Raw genomic sequence first — 18,834 nt, forward strand, 5'->3', positions numbered from 1 at the left:
TTGTTGATTAATAGCCCGGCATCAGGCGCCGGGCTATATGTTAGTTACGCCGTGAGTAACCGCGCCGGATTATCAATACAGAGCTTGCGAAGAGTATCGTTATCTACGCCACGGGCAGCCAGATAGGCGAGGAAAACATTTGGGACAAATCCCCAACCATTCCCCCCATTTTTTGCCCACATCTGTTTGAGAAAAACATCATGGCTTAATACGATCTGGTCGGCGTAACCCAGTTCAATCAGATGTGCTACCGCATCTGCGGTGTCCTGAACACCTGGGGCGATACCTTCTTTGGGGAAAGTAATGTCCAGACCAATCATGTCAAATTCAAGCCATACGCCGCGGTCAAGCATTTTACGTTGATAAGCAACATCCTTTCCTGAAGGGTCTGAGTGCGCCAGCGAAACTTTTGCCGGAGAGACGTCCATCTCTTCAAGGACAATATCCAGTACCTCATCACCCAGCCGCAGCCACCCTGGCATATGGATATTCATTGCCGTATGGGGATTATTACGTTGTGCCAGAGACGCCGCGCGCAGGCTGTTGCGCTCAGCTTGGGTAAAGGCGGGTGATACGCCAATTTCACCGATCATACCGGCGCGAATATCCGTCTCGCCAATCCCCTGATTCAGTTCCTTATCAATAAGTGAGGCTAATAACTCGACAGGTTTGTGGATCCTGGCGCTTTCAAACTTTTCCAGATAAGGTCCTGATGAAGCAACGATATTCAAACCAGTTTTTAATGCCACTTCCCGCAATGAAGTGGCGTCCCGACCAATAGATTCAGAACCCGTCGCGTCGACAATCGTCCTGCCTCCCAGTGACATGAAGTTATTGATTTCAAAGATGACATCATCAATCTCTTTTCTGTCCATGTTATCGGCGCAGCAGTACGGGTCGTGTTTCAGTCCCCACTGCAGGTCAGCACTGACTTTCTTTCCCACCAACTGCTGTGAAAAAGCATACTGTGGCTCGTCAACAACGGATGACAAATCGTTAAACAGGTGCTCATGCGGTAGCGTCAGACCCATTTCTGAGTGTGCCACTGGGCCCGTTACGGTTTGCAGGAAGCCTTTCATCCTGACACCTCCATTTTTTTCGCCATTTTGGATGCTCTGTATTCGGGGATGGTGGTAACAATTGCACCTACTAACGCGAATAATGTACCGATGATGGTGACCAGATAGACCGTATTGCCTAATGATGGGATTAACTCATCAATCAACACCGATCCCAGTAACTGACCCGCGGTAGAGGCGACACCCAGCATTAATAGTCCTAAGCCTCTGACCAGAATTGCCATCAGCCCGATGGACAGCAGACCCAGCGGGCCACCGAGATACATCCACCACGTATCGGGTAACTGGACGGTGACATGCCCTAATGCGACACGTATCGCCAGCGCTGCACCCAGGACACAAAAGCCGACGATGAAGTTCCAGGTAATGGAAACCAGCATGGATCCCGTTGCCTCGGCGACTTTGGCATTCCCCGCAGGCTGCCAGCCAGCGAGTAATCCTGCCAAAAATGGAAGGATAGCCAGCAGGATAAACGAGGTTGAGTGCCACTGTGGCGACACGACAAAAATCGTGGCAATAACAGCGAACAATGCGCCAGTAACGCGCCATGGCGTGAAATATTTCTTCTCATCCACACCGACGCCAAAACGGTCGCACAGCAGGCCGGAAAGGAGCAGGGCGGAAATTAATGCAGTTTGAAAAGTGGCAACGCCTAACGCGCTGGCTGATGCGCCTTCAGAAAATACGACCATCGCCCCGCATAACCCGGCAAACCAATTCCACAAGGGGATTTTCCGCTTTTTAATCAGCGTAGGGATCGACGCGAATTGATGGCGTGTTTCTTTACGCGCAATAATAATAAAAAACATGACGACCAGACCGCTGGCGAAAGAGATTACTGCGCAAGCATTACCATCCTGCAACCAGTGTCCCAATTGCCCATTAACGGCAGACTGCATTGGGGAAAGCATACCGGCTAAGATGGTTGCAAGCATCAGTAAGGGGGTTGAGTACTTATTCTTGTTCATACATCAATCCTTATATTTTATAAAAGGAGTAACTTTCGTTACTCCATTGTTTTTTATTTTCTGGCGATGAATTGAAGCGTGTTAACCCACAGGTCGGTATAAAGCGGCCAGGACATGAATTGCTGAGTTCCCCAGTGCGGCGAACAGTCACTCATAAAACAGGCGGTTTTACCCTGTTGGTATTTACCGGACACTAACAGTGGGTCATTATTTATTGTTAATACGACATCAGCATCTTCTCTGGCGACAACCTGGTTATATCCAAGAAATATTGGGTAGTCTGAGAATCCGTCTACAACAGGATGTTCAGGCGAGACAGCCTCAGCGTAGATACCCTCTGGTTTTTCTACTCGGTCATCGCCGTCAAGCATAATAACTGGCAAGACCTCGGCAAGAATGGTGTTCTTGTAATTAGCCTTTGCCTCAATACCCATAAATGACAGATAGCCGCCAATCATAAGCAGACCACCACCATTTTTGACGTACTCTTTAATTGATTCCAGAGCATTTGGCTTTATTTTGAGCTGATAGAATGTCTCGTTTTGCAACAGGAATGTATTGCTTCCGATATCGCTAATGACAATGACATCATAACGGTTTAGTTCATCAATGCTTTCTGGAAATGCGATTTGTACGGTGTGAGCAGGCATGTAATCAATTTCCACACCACCTTTCTTTAAGCATTCCAGTAACCATGTAGCGCCTTCTTCATATTTACTGGAGGTAAAGCTGTCATAACCTTTTGAATGAATCATGTGAATATGCCAGGATTCTCCAATAAAGAGCACCTTTAGTTTCTTCTGCGTATTGTTCATAGTCTGCCCCTTGATTTAGTGAGTAGAGATAGTTTGTCTGTAATGTGAACTCTGAATGCGATGTAGAACGGATTCGTTTTCTGGCATGTCAGAGGCATTGGGTGTTTCAACAGCAAGCGAGGCGAATGCGCTGGCGTAGCATAATGCGGATGCCAGTGATTTTCCTTTAGCAAGGCCAGATGCGAGTGCGCCATTGAAGGCGTCGCCAGCTCCTGCGGTGTTTTTTACAACTGCCGGGAATGCCGGAGAATAGATGAATTGCGTTCCGTCATAAGCGAGAGATCCTTTGCTACCTAAAGTAATAATGGTATTTTTTACACCTTTCTGATGAATAATCTTCGCTGCACATTTGGCTGACTCAATGTCATTGACGGACATGTTTGCCAGGAGACCAGCTTCGGTTTCATTTGGCGTAATATAATCGATGTCATCAATGATGGTATTGACCATTTCATTGTATGGCGCTGGATTGATAATTACCGGTATGTCATTTTTTTGTGCGAGACGAATTGTTTGCTGAAGCGCCTCGTAATTTGTCTCCAGTTGTACAAGAACAATATCTGAATGAATAATGGCTTCTTTTTGTATGGTGATTTCATCAGGTGAAATTGTCATATTAGCACCGGGATAGATAGCGATGACGTTATCCCCGGTATCTCCATTCACCATGATGGTAGCTGTACCAGTTTGTGTTTCTTTGGTCTGGTAGATTACACTTTTATGGATTTTTGATGAGTTTATAAAATTAATGGCGTAATCACTAAAATGGTCTGACCCTACTTTAGTAATAAAATGCACATCAGAATCGGCATAGCTTGCCGCTAAAGCTTGATTACATCCTTTCCCGCCTGGCGAAAAAATAAATTTATCGGCAAGTAATGATTCTCCTGTCGAGGGTAGCCTCGGTAGGTAACTGATAATATCAACATTGAACGAGCCAATAACACATACATTATTTTTCATGGCAGAGAGACCTTTTTTTATTTTCTGCGCTGATTCATATTTTTCCAGCACATAAGCAATTTCGTTTTTTGCAACGTTATCAAGAGAATCAAGGGTAATAAATGCACCACCATGACAGCGAGTGAGATATCTCTGTCCGGCAAGTTCATTGAGATCTGAGCGAATGGTTTCTTTTGTTACCTTGAGACTTTTCGCCAGATTTGAAACTTTTACAACTCCCGAAATACTGATTTCTTTCAATATTCTATGATGGCGTTCAAATTTCATTTTTTACCTCACCGTGGTTAAGTTAGTCCCAGGTGAAGTATATTGTTGTGATTGTCACCATAAAGTGATGGCAGAAACCAAAAAAAAACAAAAATGTAATATTAATATTATTAACGTTACGAAAAATAGCGATGAAGATAAAAAGGTGAATAACCATATAATTCAGGTGGTTGTTAGGCCTGAACATGACGGCGGGGGAAACGATGGACTGCAATCAAAAACTCTATGCCAGGGTCGGATAGCGCTTCCGCTCCTGAATTTAACGGCGAGATATAAAGGATAATGGCCTACAGCGTTCAGAACGATGTCGGCCTTATTGGTTGGTTATGGCGCATATCGCTGCAGCGATTCAGACCAGCGGAATATTTGGCTGCTTTTATCCTGCAGGTTTACGCGCTCTAAATCATAAAAACCGTGTGTTTTTGCCGAACGTATTTTGAGGATATATTTACTTTCGCTGATGTCGTGCTGTCTTGTACCGTCTTTATTCCACTCTCCGGCGATGTCCGTATATTGATAAACAAGGTCGGAATACACGTTGATTATCCTGTTATCTTTGATCGCATAGAGCTCCAGCACTTCATAAAATGCGCCGCCGCCGGAATACGCCTCAGAGTATCCACCGCGCACCCCAAACGCCAGCGTATCGGGTGCGATCCGGTATGGTGCCAGATCCAGTTTTGTGTAATAGGCCAGTGGTCTGACGGACTCATCATCGCTCTCTTTTTCAGCGGTTTTATTCCACTCAGAGAGTTGGTTTAATGGTTTTTCCGAGCGTGCAATCGGCGTTAGCTGTTGGTTCTGCCAGGAAAAAACGCCGAGATATAATTTATTGGCGTGCCCGTTGCTGTAGTTTTCCGGACAGTTGTTATCCGCGTATTTCTTTGCCTGCCCGGCGTCGGCCGGATTGTCGGCGAAACAGGCGACACCGATATATTTGCCGTCTTTGCCCCAGGCTTTGGCACCCGTGAGGATCAGGTTGTCAGGATCTTCATTCGGCGTAACCCAGGCAATCCACGCGTTCTCAGATAATCCCTGTGGAAGCTCGCCAAATCCTTTGGCAGGGGTTGCTCCCGCCATTTGCTCAGCAAAAATCTGTTTACCTTCCGGGTGTTGAATAGCGCTGGGCACGGAATCGAGATTTTGTACGGTAGTGGCGAAAGCAGGGGAGAGTGCTGCCAGCAACACCAGGAGAAGGTACTTTTTCACTCTTGCGTCCTTTCAATAAGAAGGGCGATAAGACTCGCCCTTACATTTATTTCATACGCGCCATAAAGTAGGCATCAACGTATTCACCGTTGCGCAGGCCGTATTTCTTACCTGTGCCTTCGATTTCAAAGCCGTATTTCTTATACACCGCCACGGCCGGCTCATTATCAACAAATACCGTTAGCTCAATACGCTCGACGCGCAGCCAGTTGTCGCACATGTCGATCATCGTACGAATCAACGCGCTGGCAACGCCGCGATTGTGCCACCGTGCATCCACGCAGATACCAAAATCGGCCACGTGGCTGCGCCGCGGACGCTGGGCAACGTCGATGCACAAATGACCAACGACAATTTCATCAATGCAAGCGACCAGCTGTTTTATACCGGGTCGATCGGCTAGCCGCTCCTGCCACATCTCCACGGAAGGATGAGGAACCTGTAGCGTGTTGTGGTACACCTCCGGCTGGGCGTGGATCTGACGAATTGCGTCGTAATCTTTCGGTTCAGCGTGGCGTATCACTATCTCACTCATTCCTTATCTCCAGCAGGGTTAATTGTGTATTTACACTCGCTGAGAAAGAAAATTCCGTCAACTGCATTTTTTTGCAAAAATAAGTAGACAAGTGCGAATGAGAATGATTATTATTGCTCTGCGTTCAGGGGAACCCCTACGGAGAACCTGAAAGCACGACATTGCTCACATTGCTTCCAGTATTACTTTAGCCAGCTTTTGCTGGCTTTTTTTTGAGGTTTTGTGTCTGCCTGGCTTACTTGCCATTTCGTCCCCGGGAAGTGCTCGTGCTCCTCACGTACATTTAGTACGCTCCGGGCCCTGCACGCTTGCCGTGAACAAACTGCCTGCGACGCCGACGGCCGATCCTGTCGCCCTGTGGTGCAGTTCAAGCGCCATCCGGCAAAGAATCCAACATTCAGTCTCCAGCCGCTTTGCGCTATGGTGTAGACAATCACCTTCGAAAGGATCGTCTCATGACCTTACACTGCGCATTTATTGGTTTTGGTAAAAGCACCACTCGCTACCATTTGCCGTACGTCCTCAACCGCAAAAATAGCTGGCATGTCGCGCACATTTTTCGCCGTCACGCCAAGCCGGAAGAGCAGGCGCCACAATATTCACATATTCACTTCACCAGTGACCTTGACGAGATCTTAAACGATCCGCAGGTGAAGCTGGTGATCGTCTGTACCCATGCTGACAGCCATTTTGAATACGCCAAACGCGCGCTGGAAGCGGGTAAAAACGTGTTGGTTGAGAAACCCTTCACGCCGACGCTTGCGCAAGCAAAAGCACTGTTCGAACTGGCGCAAAGCAAAGGGCTGACCGTTACGCCATATCAGAACCGTCGTTTTGATTCCTGCTTCCTCACCGCTAAAAAAGCGATTGAGAGCGGCAAGCTCGGTGAAATTGTTGAGGTTGAAAGCCATTTCGATTACTACCGCCCCGTGGCGGAAACCAAGCCGGGACTGCCGCAGGACGGCGCATTCTATGGTCTGGGCGTACACACCATGGATCAGATTATCTCGCTGTTCGGTCGTCCCGATTGCGTGGCCTATGACATCCGCAGCCTGCGCAACAAAGCGAACCCGGACGATACCTTTGAAGCACAGCTGTTCTACGGCTCCCTGAAAGCCATTGTTAAAACCAGTCACTTGGTGAAAATCGACTATCCGAAGTTTATCGTTCACGGTACCAAAGGCTCGTTTGTGAAGTACGGCATCGACCAGCAGGAAACCAGCCTGAAGGCCAATATCATGCCAGGTGAGCCAGGTTTCGCTGCTGACGATTCCATTGGGATGCTGGAGTACGTCAATGATGACGGCCTGACGGTAAAAGAAGAGGTGCAGCCGGAAGTGGGGGACTATGGTCGCGTCTATGATGCGCTTTACCAGACGCTGACAGCCGGTACGCCTAATTACGTCAAGGAATCTGAAGTTCTTACCAACCTGGAACTCCTCGAACGCGCCTTTGAACAGGCTTCTCCGGCGACGATAACTCTCGCCAAATAGCCTGCGCAGACTCCTCTGGACTTGTTCATTTTTTTTGAACAGAGGAGTCAATTTTCACCCTCTATGATCCCCGGCGGATTGAGTCCACACTTACTCCATCGAAAACATCTGGGGGTGAACACAATGATCTACTTACGCAAAGCTAATGACCGTGGCCACGCTAATCATGGCTGGCTCGATTCCTGGCATACCTTCTCTTTTGCCAACTACTATGATCCAAATTTTATGGGGTTCTCGGCACTGCGCGTGATTAACGATGACGTGATTGACGCAGGTCAGGGCTTTGGTACTCATCCCCATAAAGACATGGAAATCCTGACTTACGTGCTGGAAGGCGCGGTGGAACATCAGGACAGCATGGGGAACAAAGAGCAGGTTCCGGCCGGTGAGTTCCAGATAATGAGCGCCGGGACGGGGATCCGTCACTCGGAGTACAACCCGAGCAATACTGAGAAGCTGCATCTGTATCAGATTTGGATCATGCCGCAGGAAAACGGTATTACCCCACGCTATGAGCAGCGCCGTTTTGATGCCGCTCAGGGTAAACAACTGGTGCTGTCGCCGGATGCCCGTGATGGCTCGCTGAAAGTGTACCAGGATATGGAACTGTACCGTTGGGCACTGATCAAAGATGAGCAGTCGGTGCATCAGATTGCCGCTGAACGCCGCGTCTGGATCCAGGTAGTAAAAGGTAACGTGACAATTAACGGGACCAAAGCGACCACCAGCGATGGTCTGGCAATCTGGGATGAACAGGCCATTTCTATTCATGCCGACAGCGACAGCGAAGTGTTGTTGTTTGATCTGCCGCCAGTATAAAAATACACGGCATCCTTCAAGCTGCATCTGTGTTGGCTTTCCTCGCTCACCCCGGTCGCGTACTTAATGTACGCTCCCGGGGATTTACTGCGTCGCCGCCTTGATGCAACTCGAATGATTTTGTGTATTTCTCACAATAAAAAACTCCTTTTTTTCTCTGCGAAGGTTCACGCACGTCCGTGGTAAACTGGGGGAATCTATCCCTTTTTAACGCTTCAGGACGATGAAAAAGAAAAGACCCGTACTTCAGGATGTAGCCGACCGCGTGGGCGTAACCAAAATGACGGTCAGCCGCTTTTTGCGTAACCCGGAGCAGGTCTCCGTGGCGCTGCGGGGCAAAATTGCCGCTGCACTTGATGAGCTGGGTTATATTCCCAATCGCGCTCCTGATATCCTTTCTAACGCCACCAGCCGCGCTATCGGCGTGCTGTTACCGTCTCTCACCAACCAGGTTTTTGCTGAAGTGCTACGCGGCATTGAGGCTGTCACTGACGCTCATGGTTATCAAACCATGCTGGCGCACTACGGCTATAAGCCTGAGATGGAACAAGAGCGTCTGGAATCAATGCTGTCGTGGAATATTGATGGCCTGATCCTCACCGAACGTAGCCATACGCCCCGTACGCTGAAAATGATTGAGGTTGCCGGTATCCCGGTGGTTGAGCTGATGGACAGCCAATCCCCATGCCTTGATATTGCCGTGGGCTTCGACAACTTCGAAGCCGCGCGTCAGATGACAGCCGCTATCATCGCCCGCGGGCACCGTCATGTTGCCTATCTTGGCGCACGCCTTGATGAACGTACTATCATCAAACAGAGAGGCTACGAGCAGGCAATGCGCGATGCCGACCTGGTGCCGTACAGCGTGATGGTGGAGCAGTCTTCTTCCTACTCCTCCGGTATTGAACTTATCCGTCAGGCGCGGCGTGAATACCCGCAGCTTGATGGTGTCTTTTGTACCAACGATGACCTGGCGGTAGGGGCGGCCTTCGAATGCCAGCGTTTAGGGCTGAGAATCCCTGATGACATGGCGATTGCCGGATTCCACGGTCACGACATCGGGCAGGTGATGGAGCCGCGTCTGGCGAGCGTGCTCACGCCGCGTGAACGCATGGGCAGTATTGGCGCAGAACGTCTGCTGGCGCGCATCCGCGGTGAGGCCGTCACACCTAAAATGTTAGATTTAGGTTTCACCTTGTCACCGGGCGGATCTATTTAAGCCAACAAGTTTGAAGTAGCTCACACTTATACACTTCGAGCACGAATGGATATTGCTTCTCTATTTATCCGGCTGGACAATGTTACCGATAACAGTTACCCGTAACAATTTCCTGATTCTTGTACCAGTGGGGGCAACGCTTTGAGCACGACTAATCATGATCACCACGTTTACGTTCTGATGGGCGTATCGGGCAGCGGTAAATCTGCTGTCGCCAGCGAAGTGGCGCATCAACTGCAGGCCGCGTTTCTTGATGGCGATTTTCTCCATCCGCGCAGCAACATCATGAAAATGGCTTCTGGTGAGCCACTCAACGATGACGACCGCAAACCGTGGTTACAGGCGTTGAATGACGCCGCCTTTGCGATGCAGCGTACCAACAAGGTTTCGCTGATCGTCTGTTCCGCCCTGAAAAAAGTCTATCGCGACCAGCTACGCGACGGTAACCCGAACCTCTCTTTCATCTATCTGAAAGGGGATTTTGACGTTATCGAAAGCCGCCTGAAAGCGCGTAAAGGTCACTTCTTCAAAACGCAGATGCTGGTGACCCAGTTTGAAGCGCTGGAAGAACCGGGTGCGAATGAAAACGATGTACTGGTGGTCGATATCGATCAACCACTGGACGGTGTGGTCGCCAGCACCATTGAGGTTATTAACCAGGGCAGTAAGTAGTGAGTACATTAACGCTTGTTTTAACAGCAGTAGGGTCCGTTTTATTACTGCTGTTTTTAGTGATGAAGGCGCGTATGCACGCCTTCGTTGCTTTGATGGTGGTATCCATTGGTGCAGGTCTCTTTTCCGGTATGCCGCTCGATAAAATCGCGGCGACCATGGAAAAAGGGATGGGAGGCACGCTCGGTTTCCTGGCGATTGTTGTGGCGCTGGGGGCGATGTTCGGCAAGATTTTGCATGAGACCGGAGCTGTCGATCAGATTGCCGTCAAAATGCTGAAATCCTTCGGTCACAGCCGCGCACATTATGCGATTGGCCTGGCCGGTCTGATTTGCGCGCTGCCGCTGTTCTTTGAGGTGGCGATTGTGCTGCTGATTAGCGTGGCATTCTCAATGGCGCGCCATACGGGGACAAACCTGGTTAAGCTTGTGATCCCGCTGTTTGCGGGCGTAGCGGCTGCTGCGGCATTCCTGCTGCCTGGGCCTGCGCCGATGCTGCTGGCCTCTCAGATGCACGCCGACTTTGGCTGGATGATCCTGATTGGCCTGTGTGCCGCGATTCCGGGCATGATTATCGCCGGGCCGCTGTGGGGGAATTTCATCAGCCGTTACGTCGAGCTGCACGTACCGGAAGATATTTCCGAGCCGCATCTGGGCGAAGGCAAAATGCCGTCCTTTGGCTTCAGCTTATCGCTTATCCTGCTGCCGCTGGTACTGGTGGGGCTGAAAACTATCGCCGCACGCTTTGTTCCGGTCGGTTCTACAACCTATGAATGGTTCGAGTTTATCGGTCACCCGTTTACCGCGATTCTGGTTGCCTGTCTGGTGGCGATTTACGGTCTGGCGGTGCGCCAGGGCATGCCAAAAGACCGCGTGATGGAGATCTGTGGCCATGCGCTGCAGCCGGCGGGGATTATTCTGCTGGTGATTGGTGCGGGCGGTGTGTTCAAACAGGTTCTGGTTGATTCTGGCGTCGGTCCGGCACTGGGCGAAGCGTTAACCGGTATGGGCCTGCCGATTGCCATCACCTGCTTCGTGCTGGCGGCGGCGGTGCGTATCATTCAGGGTTCCGCGACTGTGGCCTGCTTAACGGCGGTCGGTCTGGTGATGCCGGTGATTGAGCAGTTGAACTACTCCGGTGCCCAGATGGCGGCACTGTCTATCTGTATCGCGGGCGGTTCTATCGTGGTCAGCCACGTTAACGACGCCGGTTTCTGGTTGTTCGGTAAATTTACCGGTGCGACCGAAGCGCAAACGCTGAAGACCTGGACGATGATGGAAACCATCCTCGGCACGGTCGGTGCGATTGTCGGTATGATTGCCTTTCAGCTGTTGAGCTGATGGCATTGCCCGGTGGCGCTTGCGCTTACCGGGCCTGGAAACGAGCACACATCCACACCATAGGCCGGGTAAGCGCAAGCGCTACCCGGCTTTTTTATAGCACGACCAGCCCTTCTTCTGTTTTCAGCCAGCGCGGCGCTTTTAGCGTATCGGCGAAATAGCCCACCAGATCCTGCAGTAAGTCACCCGTCACTCGTTCCATCTCGTCAGACAGCGTTTTACTCATCAGCAGGTGCGTTAATAACTGACAGTAGCGCCCCATTTGGTCTGGTTCCGGCTCGAAAAGGGGAAAACGGGTCGGGAATGTTTCTACCGTCAGGCTCGCTTGCAGATGCTGCGGTACAGGCTCCGTTAAGGTCGGTTGCAATAACGCGAGACAGGCCGACAGACGTGCACAAACCGCCAGTTTTTCAACCGGGTCATGGCATTCAACCAGCCCTTCGACAAAACGCTCGCAGTTATCCGCCAGTTCGGTGAAATCCGTGGCATGGCTAAAGGGCAGGGTAAATAAAGAGTGTGAAAAGAGAGGGGTAGTCGCCATAGGGCAGCCTCCAGTATGTTTTATTTAAACCACCACCGGAGAGGCTAATCTCGCGGGTGGCGGAATCGAGCGGAGTTAGCCTTACCGGTCATACTGGATACCGGCGCGTCTTGCGACGCCCCCGCTCGACCCGCCATTGAGACGAAATCGGTCGCACGACATAGAAGTATATGTCGCCAGTATGATTTTCAGAAGGCTAATTCTGGCACCTGATTTTGCAGGTGCAGCGAGAAGATAATGTTTATCCGCGATGCTGACAAGAGGGCATTCCGGAAGGCACCTCGCAGAAATGAAAATACGTTTTTTCAGCGAGTTAAAAGCGTAAGGAATACCTGAAATTACAGCGGTGCCGGAGAGCCTGGATTGTTAAGGGGGCTGCGTAGCCCCCTTAACACGTTCACTGGTGACGAGATCTCAGAGAAGCAATGAGCATAACGTGAACGGAACTGTTCTCCGGGTAACATGCTATCTGAGCCAAAAAGGAGAGATTACCCCTTCATCCACATCCTTACGCCGTCGAGGAACATCTGGGTAGCCATCATCACCAGAATCAGCCCCATCAGGCGCTCCAGTGCGTTCACCCCTTTCTCGCCCAGCAGACGCAAAAACAGCGACGACTGCAGCAAAATCACAAAAGTACCACCCCAGGCGATCAGCAGAGCAATCACCAGATGCCCCATCTGATTAGGGTATTGATGCGACAACAGCATTAATGAAGCCAGGATTGTCGGACCGGCTACCAGCGGAATCGCCAGCGGCACGATAAACGGCTCTTCGCCTGCCGGAAGCCCGGTGCTATTCCCGGTGGCGCTGGGGAAAATCATCTTAATGGCGATCAGGAACAAAATGATGCCCCCGGAGATCGAAACGGTTTCCGCGCGCAGGTTAAGAAATGCCAGTATTTTCTCGCCCGCAAACAGGAATATCAGCATCACCAACAGTGCAATAAACAGCTCGCGAATCATAATCGCGCGGCGGCGTTTGGGTTCGGTATGTTTCAATACGGACATGAAAATGGGCAGATTTCCGAGCGGATCCATAATAAGGATCAATAAAACTGCCGCTGAAATGATTTCATTCATAACTCAAATTCCCTGATAATTACTGCGGACTTTCTGCTTGCTTGCGCAGCGGGATAAGTCGCATTACTGATGGCTTCGCTATCATTGATTAATTTCACTTGCGACTTTGGCTGCTTTTTGTATGGTGAAGGATAGGCCAGTAGGATACTGGTTAGCATACACAGCACACATCTCTGCAGGAAAAAAACGCTATGAAAAATGTTGGTTTTATCGGCTGGCGCGGTATGGTCGGCTCTGTTCTCATGCAACGCATGGTTGAGGAGCGTGACTTCGACGCCATTCGCCCTGTTTTCTTTTCTACTTCCCAGCTCGGGCAGGCGGCACCGATATTCGGTGGAACCGCGACCGGCACGCTTCAGGACGCTTTTGATCTGGATGCGCTGAAGGCGCTCGATATCATCGTGACCTGTCAGGGCGGCGATTATACCAACGAAATCTATCCAAAGCTTCGTGAAAGCGGTTGGCAGGGTTACTGGATTGACGCGGCCTCTTCGCTGCGCATGAAAGACGATGCCATCATCATTCTCGATCCGGTTAACCAGGATGTCATTACTGACGGCCTGAACAAAGGTATTAAGACCTTTGTCGGCGGTAACTGTACCGTTAGCCTGATGCTGATGTCCCTCGGTGGCCTGTTTGCCAATGACCTGGTTGACTGGGTTTCCGTGGCGACCTATCAGGCGGCCTCCGGCGGCGGCGCGCGCCATATGCGCGAACTGCTGTCCCAGATGGGTCATCTGTATGGCCATGTGGCCGATGAACTGGCAACCCCTTCCTCTGCTATTCTCGATATCGAACGTAAAGTGACGACCCTGTCCCGCAGCGGTGAACTGCCGGTTGATAACTTTGGCGTACCGTTGGCCGGTAGCCTGATTCCGTGGATCGACAAACAACTTGATAACGGTCAGAGCCGCGAAGAGTGGAAGGGACAGGCTGAAACCAACAAAATTCTTAACACCTCTTCCGTGATCCCGGTTGATGGTCTGTGCGTGCGCGTCGGTGCGCTGCGCTGCCACAGCCAGGCGTTCACCATTAAACTGAAAAAAGATGTGTCTATTCCGACCGTGGAAGAACTGCTGGCAGCGCACAATCCGTGGGCCAAAGTCGTGCCAAACGATCGGGATATCACCATGCGTGAGTTAACCCCGGCGGCCGTTACCGGCACGCTGACCACGCCAGTAGGCCGTCTGCGTAAGCTGAATATGGGACCGGAGTTCCTGTCAGCCTTTACCGTGGGCGACCAGTTGCTGTGGGGTGCTGCAGAGCCATTGCGCCGTATGCTGCGTCAGTTGGCGTAATGTGGGACTGCCTGATGACGCCACGTTTATCAGGCCTACAAACGACGCGAACCACCTGGCCGGATCAGTCAATACGGCTTTCCGGCAGAGTGATTGCGTGTTTTAACAATGGGTGCTGAGTCACCCATTTTTTTGCGTAATACAGGAGTAAGCGCAGATGTTTCATTTTTTACCAGGAGTAAGATAAAGCATTGGCTATTCTTTAAGGGTGACTTAGTACCGGAGGTATTAAGTTGTTGCCTGAAGGTGGGACGACGCAGAGAGGATGCACAATTGTGCTGCGCCGTTCAGGTCAAAAAAAGTGTCACTACCTGATGTCGAAGATCAGTTGGAAGGCGTGACACCATAAAACAGGATGACAACCATGTCCGTTCGTATCGATAGAGACGTGATTAATGCGCTAATTGCAGGCCATTTTGCGGATCCTTTTTCCGTACTCGGTATGCACCAAACTGACGCTGGACTTGAAGTCCGCGCCCTATTACCTGACGCCACCGAAGTGTGGGTGATCGAACCCAAAACCGGACGCAAAGTCGGCAAGCTGGACTGCCTCGACTCTCGCGGTTTTTTCTGTGCTGTACTTCCCCGCCGTAAAAATTTCTTTCGCTATCAGTTAGCTGTTGTCTGGCATGGACAGGAGAATCTGATTGATGACCCTTATCGTTTTGGCCCGCTGATCCAGGATATGGATGCCTGGCTGTTATCTGAAGGTACGCACCTGCGACCTTACGAAACGCTGGGCGCGCATGCGGATACCATGGATGGCGTAACCGGTACGCGCTTCTCCGTCTGGGCACCTAACGCTCAACGCGTGTCAGTGGTTGGGCAGTTCAACTACTGGGATGGCCGTCGCCACCCGATGCGCCTGCGCAAAGAAAGCGGTATCTGGGAGTTGTTTATCCCCGGCGCGCAGCATGGTCAACTGTATAAATACGAGATGATCGATGCGAACGGTAAGCTGCGAATCAAAGCGGACCCTTACGCCTTCGAAGCGCAAATGCGCCCGGAAACCGCGTCGCTTATCTGCGGTCTGCCGGAAAAAGTGGTGCAAAGCGAGGAGCGAAAAAAAGCCAACCAGTTTGACGCGCCGATCTCTATCTATGAAGTGCACCTGGGCTCATGGCGTCGTCATACCGATAACAACTTCTGGCTGAGCTACCGCGAACTGGCGGATCAACTGGTGCCTTACGTCAAGTGGATGGGCTTTACCCATCTCGAACTGTTGCCGATTAATGAGCATCCGTTCGACGGTAGCTGGGGCTACCAACCTACCGGTATGTATGCGCCGACCCGTCGTTTCGGGACGCGTGATGATTTCCGCTATTTTGTGAATGCCGCGCATCAGGCTGGACTGAACGTCATTCTCGACTGGGTGCCGGGCCATTTCCCGTCGGACGACTTTGGTCTGGCAGAGTTTGATGGCACCAATCTGTATGAGCATAGCGACCCGCGCGAAGGGTATCACCAGGACTGGAACACGCTGATCTACAACTACGGTCGCCGTGAAGTCAGTAACTATCTGGTAGGCAATGCCCTGTACTGGATTGAACGTTTTGGTATCGATGCGCTGCGCGTAGATGCCGTGGCGTCGATGATTTATCGCGACTACAGCCGTAAAGAAGGGGAGTGGGTCCCGAACGAATTTGGCGGTCGTGAAAACCTCGAAGCCATTGAGTTCTTACGTAATACCAACCGTATTCTTGGCGAGCAGGTGCCGGGGGCCGTGAGCATGGCGGAAGAGTCCACCGACTTTGCCGGCGTTTCAAGGCCACAGGATATGGGCGGTTTAGGGTTCTGGTATAAGTGGAACCTCGGCTGGATGCACGACACGCTGGACTACATGAAGTTGGATCCGGTTCATCGTCAGTTCCATCACGATAAGCTGACCTTCGGCATGCTGTACAACTACACCGAAAACTTTGTCCTGCCGCTGTCGCACGATGAAGTGGTACACGGTAAAAAATCAATTCTCGATCGCATGCCGGGGGACGCTTGGCAGAAGTTTGCCAACCTGCGCGCCTACTACGGCTGGATGTGGGCCTTCCCGGGTAAGAAACTGCTGTTTATGGGCAACGAGTTTGCTCAGGGGCGTGAATGGAATCACGACGCCAGCCTCGACTGGCATCTGCTGGAAGGCGGCGATAACTGGCACCACGGCGTACAGCGTTTGGTGCGCGATCTGAACCTTACTTATCGTCATCACAAAGCGCTGCACGAGCTTGATTTTGACGCCTATGGCTTCGAGTGGCTGGTGGTGGATGACAAAGAACGTTCGGTGCTGGCTTTCGTTCGTCGTGACAAAGTCGGTAATGAAATCATCGTTATCAGCAACTTTACGCCAGTACCTCGCCACGGCTATCGCTTCGGTATCAATCAGCCGGGCAAATGGCGCGAAATCCTCAATACCGACTCGATGCATTATCACGGTAGCAATACCGGTAACGGCGGCGCGGTGCACAGCGATGAAATCGCCAGTCATGGTCGTCAGCACTCACTGAGCCTGACGTTGCCACCGCTGGCAACGATCTGGCTGGTGCGGGAGGGATAATGACGCAACTGGCAACCGGCAACGCCATCCCCCATGGTGCAACGTATGACGGCCATGGCGTCAATTTCACCCTCTTTTCGGCCCACGCTGAACGCGTTGAATTATGCGTATTCGATGAGCAAGGCTGCGAACTCCGCTACGACCTGCCGGGGCGTAGCGGCGATGTCTGGCACGGCTATCTGGCCAACGCCCGTCCCGGTCTACGCTATGGCTATCGCGTACATGGTCCGTGGCAACCGCAGCAGGGCCACCGGTTTAATCCGGCGAAACTGCTGCTTGACCCTTGCGCGCGTCGGGTGGATGGCGAGTTAAAAGATAACCCACTGCTGCACGGTGGGCTGAATGAACCGGATCATCATGATAACGCCGCCATCGCGCTGAAGGGCGTGGTGGTGTCCGACCATTATGACTGGGAGGATGATGCCCCGCCGCGCACGCCGTGGGGCAATACCGTAATTTACGAAGCGCATGTCAAAGGGCTGACGTATTTGCATCCTGACCTGCCGGAAGAGATGCGCGGGACCTACAAAGCGCTGGGTCATCCGGTGATGATCGACTATTTCAAGCGCCTCGGCATTACCGCGCTGGAGCTGTTACCGGTGGCGCATTTCGCCAGCGAACCGCGGCTTCAGCGGCTGGGCCTGTCAAACTACTGGGGCTACAACCCGGTGGCGATGTATGCGCTGCATCCGGCCTATGCCAGCTCGCCGGAGAGTGCGCTTGATGAGTTTCGCGACGCGGTAAAAGCGCTGCATAAAGCGGGTATTGAGGTCATTCTCGACATCGTTTTAAACCACAGCGCCGAGCTGGATCTCGAAGGACCTGTCTTCTCGCTGCGCGGAATTGATAACCGTAGCTATTATTGGATCAGAGATGATGGCGATTACTACAACTGGACCGGTTGTGGGAACACCATCAATCTGAGCCATCCTGGCGTTGTGGAATACGCATGCGAGTGCCTGCGCTACTGGGTTGAAACCTGCCATGTGGATGGTTTTCGTTTTGATTTGGCTTCCGTCATGGGGCGTACGCCTGAGTTTCGTCAGGATGCTCCGCTGTTTACCGCGATCCAAAACTGTCCGCTGCTCTCACGCGCCAAGCTGATTGCGGAACCGTGGGATATTGGTGAAGGCGGGTATCAGGTGGGGAATTTCCCCCCGCCGTTTGCCGAGTGGAATGACCATTTCCGCGATGCGACGCGACGTTTTTGGCTCCAGCGTAATCTTTCGTTGGGCGAGTTTGCCGGACGTTTTGCCGCATCCAGCGACGTGTTTAAACGCCCGGGCCGCAATCCCAGCGCCACGGTCAATCTGGTGACCGCGCATGACGGTTTTACGCTACGCGACTGCGTTTGCTTCACAAATAAGCACAATGAAGCGAATGGTGAGGAAAATCGCGACGGCACTAGCAATAACTACAGTGACAATCATGGTAAAGAAGGATTAGGCGGCTCGCTGGACCTGATTGAGCGGCGGCGCGACAGCATTCATGCGCTGTTAACCACGCTGTTGCTCTCCCAGGGGACGCCGATGCTGCTGGCGGGTGATGAGCATGGTCATAGCCAGCACGGTAATAATAACGCTTACTGCCAGGATAACGCCTTAACCTGGCTGGACTGGCAGCAGGCAAACAGTGGGCTAACCACATTTACCGCCGCGTTGATTCATCTGCGCCGGCAAATACCTGCATTAACAGGCGATTGCTGGTGGGAAGAGGGCGATGGCAATGTTCGTTGGCTGAATAAGTACGCACAACCCTTAAGTGCGGATGAGTGGCATAACGGCCCGAGGCAGATGCAAATCCTGCTTTCAGATCGTTTCCTGATTGCAATAAACGCCACGCTTGAGGTGACAGATATCGTTTTACCTGAAGGGGAATGGCACGCCATTCCCCCATTTGCCGGAGAGGATAATCCGGTGCTTACGGCGGTCTGGCAGGGACCTGCGCACGGACTGTGTGTGTTCCAGAGAAGATAAAAAGGAGTTA

Annotated in this window: 16 protein-coding genes; 8 read left to right on the forward strand and 8 right to left on the reverse strand. The window is 51.6% G+C overall.

The window, feature by feature from the left end:
* Positions 1 to 44 precede the first annotated feature (44 nt).
* The 6 genes from HVZ52_RS01320 to yhhY form a co-directional block, all read right to left on the reverse strand.
* Positions 45 to 1,079: a phosphotriesterase gene (locus HVZ52_RS01320; RefSeq protein ID WP_181598779.1), complete on the reverse strand. Its 1,035-nt coding sequence runs from the start codon at positions 1,077 to 1,079 to the stop codon at positions 45 to 47.
* Positions 1,076 to 2,047 (reverse strand): DMT family transporter, encoded by a 972-nt coding sequence (locus HVZ52_RS01325; RefSeq protein WP_049283110.1) that lies wholly within the window; start codon positions 2,045 to 2,047, stop codon positions 1,076 to 1,078. The genes HVZ52_RS01320 and HVZ52_RS01325 overlap by 4 nt, the downstream gene beginning before the upstream one ends.
* Positions 2,048 to 2,100: 53 nt before the next feature.
* Entirely contained in the window at positions 2,101 to 2,862 is a 762-nt protein-coding gene (locus tag HVZ52_RS01330; protein WP_181598780.1) for a glutamine amidotransferase, read from the reverse strand.
* 15 nt (positions 2,863 to 2,877) lie between these two features.
* Positions 2,878 to 4,092 (reverse strand): PfkB family carbohydrate kinase, encoded by a 1,215-nt coding sequence (locus HVZ52_RS01335; protein WP_181598781.1) that lies wholly within the window; start codon positions 4,090 to 4,092, stop codon positions 2,878 to 2,880.
* 324 nt (positions 4,093 to 4,416) lie between these two features.
* A complete protein-coding gene (locus HVZ52_RS01340; RefSeq protein ID WP_181598782.1) occupies positions 4,417 to 5,301 on the reverse strand; it encodes a hypothetical protein in 885 nt (294 codons plus the stop codon).
* A 46-nt stretch (positions 5,302 to 5,347) separates the two neighbouring features.
* Complete coding sequence (gene yhhY, locus HVZ52_RS01345; RefSeq protein WP_046274516.1) at positions 5,348 to 5,836, reverse strand: N-acetyltransferase; 489 nt, start codon at positions 5,834 to 5,836, stop codon at positions 5,348 to 5,350.
* A gap of 455 nt (positions 5,837 to 6,291) precedes the next feature.
* Here yhhY and HVZ52_RS01350 point away from each other — a divergent pair, with 455 nt between their 5' ends.
* The 5 genes from HVZ52_RS01350 to gntU all read left to right on the forward strand — a co-directional run bounded on the left by HVZ52_RS01350 (position 6,292) and on the right by gntU (position 11,379).
* On the forward strand, positions 6,292 to 7,329 hold the full coding sequence (locus tag HVZ52_RS01350; protein WP_016157655.1) for an oxidoreductase: 1,038 nt from the start codon (positions 6,292 to 6,294) through the stop codon (positions 7,327 to 7,329).
* A 123-nt stretch (positions 7,330 to 7,452) separates the two neighbouring features.
* On the forward strand, positions 7,453 to 8,148 hold the full coding sequence (yhhW, locus tag HVZ52_RS01355; RefSeq protein WP_016154822.1) for a quercetin 2,3-dioxygenase: 696 nt from the start codon (positions 7,453 to 7,455) through the stop codon (positions 8,146 to 8,148).
* Positions 8,149 to 8,371: 223 nt separating this feature from the next.
* Positions 8,372 to 9,367, forward strand: coding sequence for a gluconate operon transcriptional repressor GntR (gene gntR / locus HVZ52_RS01360; RefSeq protein ID WP_016154821.1), 996 nt, complete (start codon positions 8,372 to 8,374; stop codon positions 9,365 to 9,367).
* 141 nt (positions 9,368 to 9,508) lie between these two features.
* Complete coding sequence (gntK, locus tag HVZ52_RS01365) at positions 9,509 to 10,039, forward strand: gluconokinase (protein WP_003023475.1); 531 nt, start codon at positions 9,509 to 9,511, stop codon at positions 10,037 to 10,039.
* Entirely contained in the window at positions 10,039 to 11,379 is a 1,341-nt protein-coding gene (gene gntU / locus HVZ52_RS01370; RefSeq protein ID WP_016154820.1) for a gluconate transporter, read from the forward strand. The genes gntK and gntU overlap by 1 nt, the downstream gene beginning before the upstream one ends.
* Before the next feature lie 94 nt (positions 11,380 to 11,473).
* On the opposite strand, the gene HVZ52_RS01375 is transcribed toward gntU, so the two are convergent.
* Together HVZ52_RS01375 and yhgN are read right to left on the reverse strand one after the other, a co-directional pair.
* The gene (locus HVZ52_RS01375) at positions 11,474 to 11,920 is read right to left on the reverse strand and encodes a hypothetical protein (protein ID WP_149382074.1); all 447 of its coding nucleotides are present in this window, start codon (positions 11,918 to 11,920) and stop codon (positions 11,474 to 11,476) included.
* A gap of 488 nt (positions 11,921 to 12,408) precedes the next feature.
* Complete coding sequence (gene yhgN, locus HVZ52_RS01380) at positions 12,409 to 13,002, reverse strand: NAAT family transporter YhgN (RefSeq protein WP_003023480.1); 594 nt, start codon at positions 13,000 to 13,002, stop codon at positions 12,409 to 12,411.
* 191 nt (positions 13,003 to 13,193) lie between these two features.
* On the opposite strand from yhgN, the gene asd reads away from it, so the two are divergent.
* From asd to glgX, 3 genes are all read left to right on the forward strand, one after another.
* Positions 13,194 to 14,300: an aspartate-semialdehyde dehydrogenase gene (asd, locus tag HVZ52_RS01385; RefSeq protein ID WP_181598783.1), complete on the forward strand. Its 1,107-nt coding sequence runs from the start codon at positions 13,194 to 13,196 to the stop codon at positions 14,298 to 14,300.
* A gap of 364 nt (positions 14,301 to 14,664) precedes the next feature.
* Positions 14,665 to 16,848 (forward strand): 1,4-alpha-glucan branching enzyme, encoded by a 2,184-nt coding sequence (glgB, locus tag HVZ52_RS01390; RefSeq protein ID WP_016154817.1) that lies wholly within the window; start codon positions 14,665 to 14,667, stop codon positions 16,846 to 16,848.
* Entirely contained in the window at positions 16,848 to 18,824 is a 1,977-nt protein-coding gene (gene glgX / locus HVZ52_RS01395; RefSeq protein WP_181598784.1) for a glycogen debranching protein GlgX, read from the forward strand. The genes glgB and glgX overlap by 1 nt, the downstream gene beginning before the upstream one ends.
* Positions 18,825 to 18,834: the final 10 nt, after the last annotated feature.

The organism is Citrobacter sp. RHB36-C18 (assembly GCF_013814485.1).
GTDB lineage: Bacteria > Pseudomonadota > Gammaproteobacteria > Enterobacterales > Enterobacteriaceae > Citrobacter > Citrobacter braakii.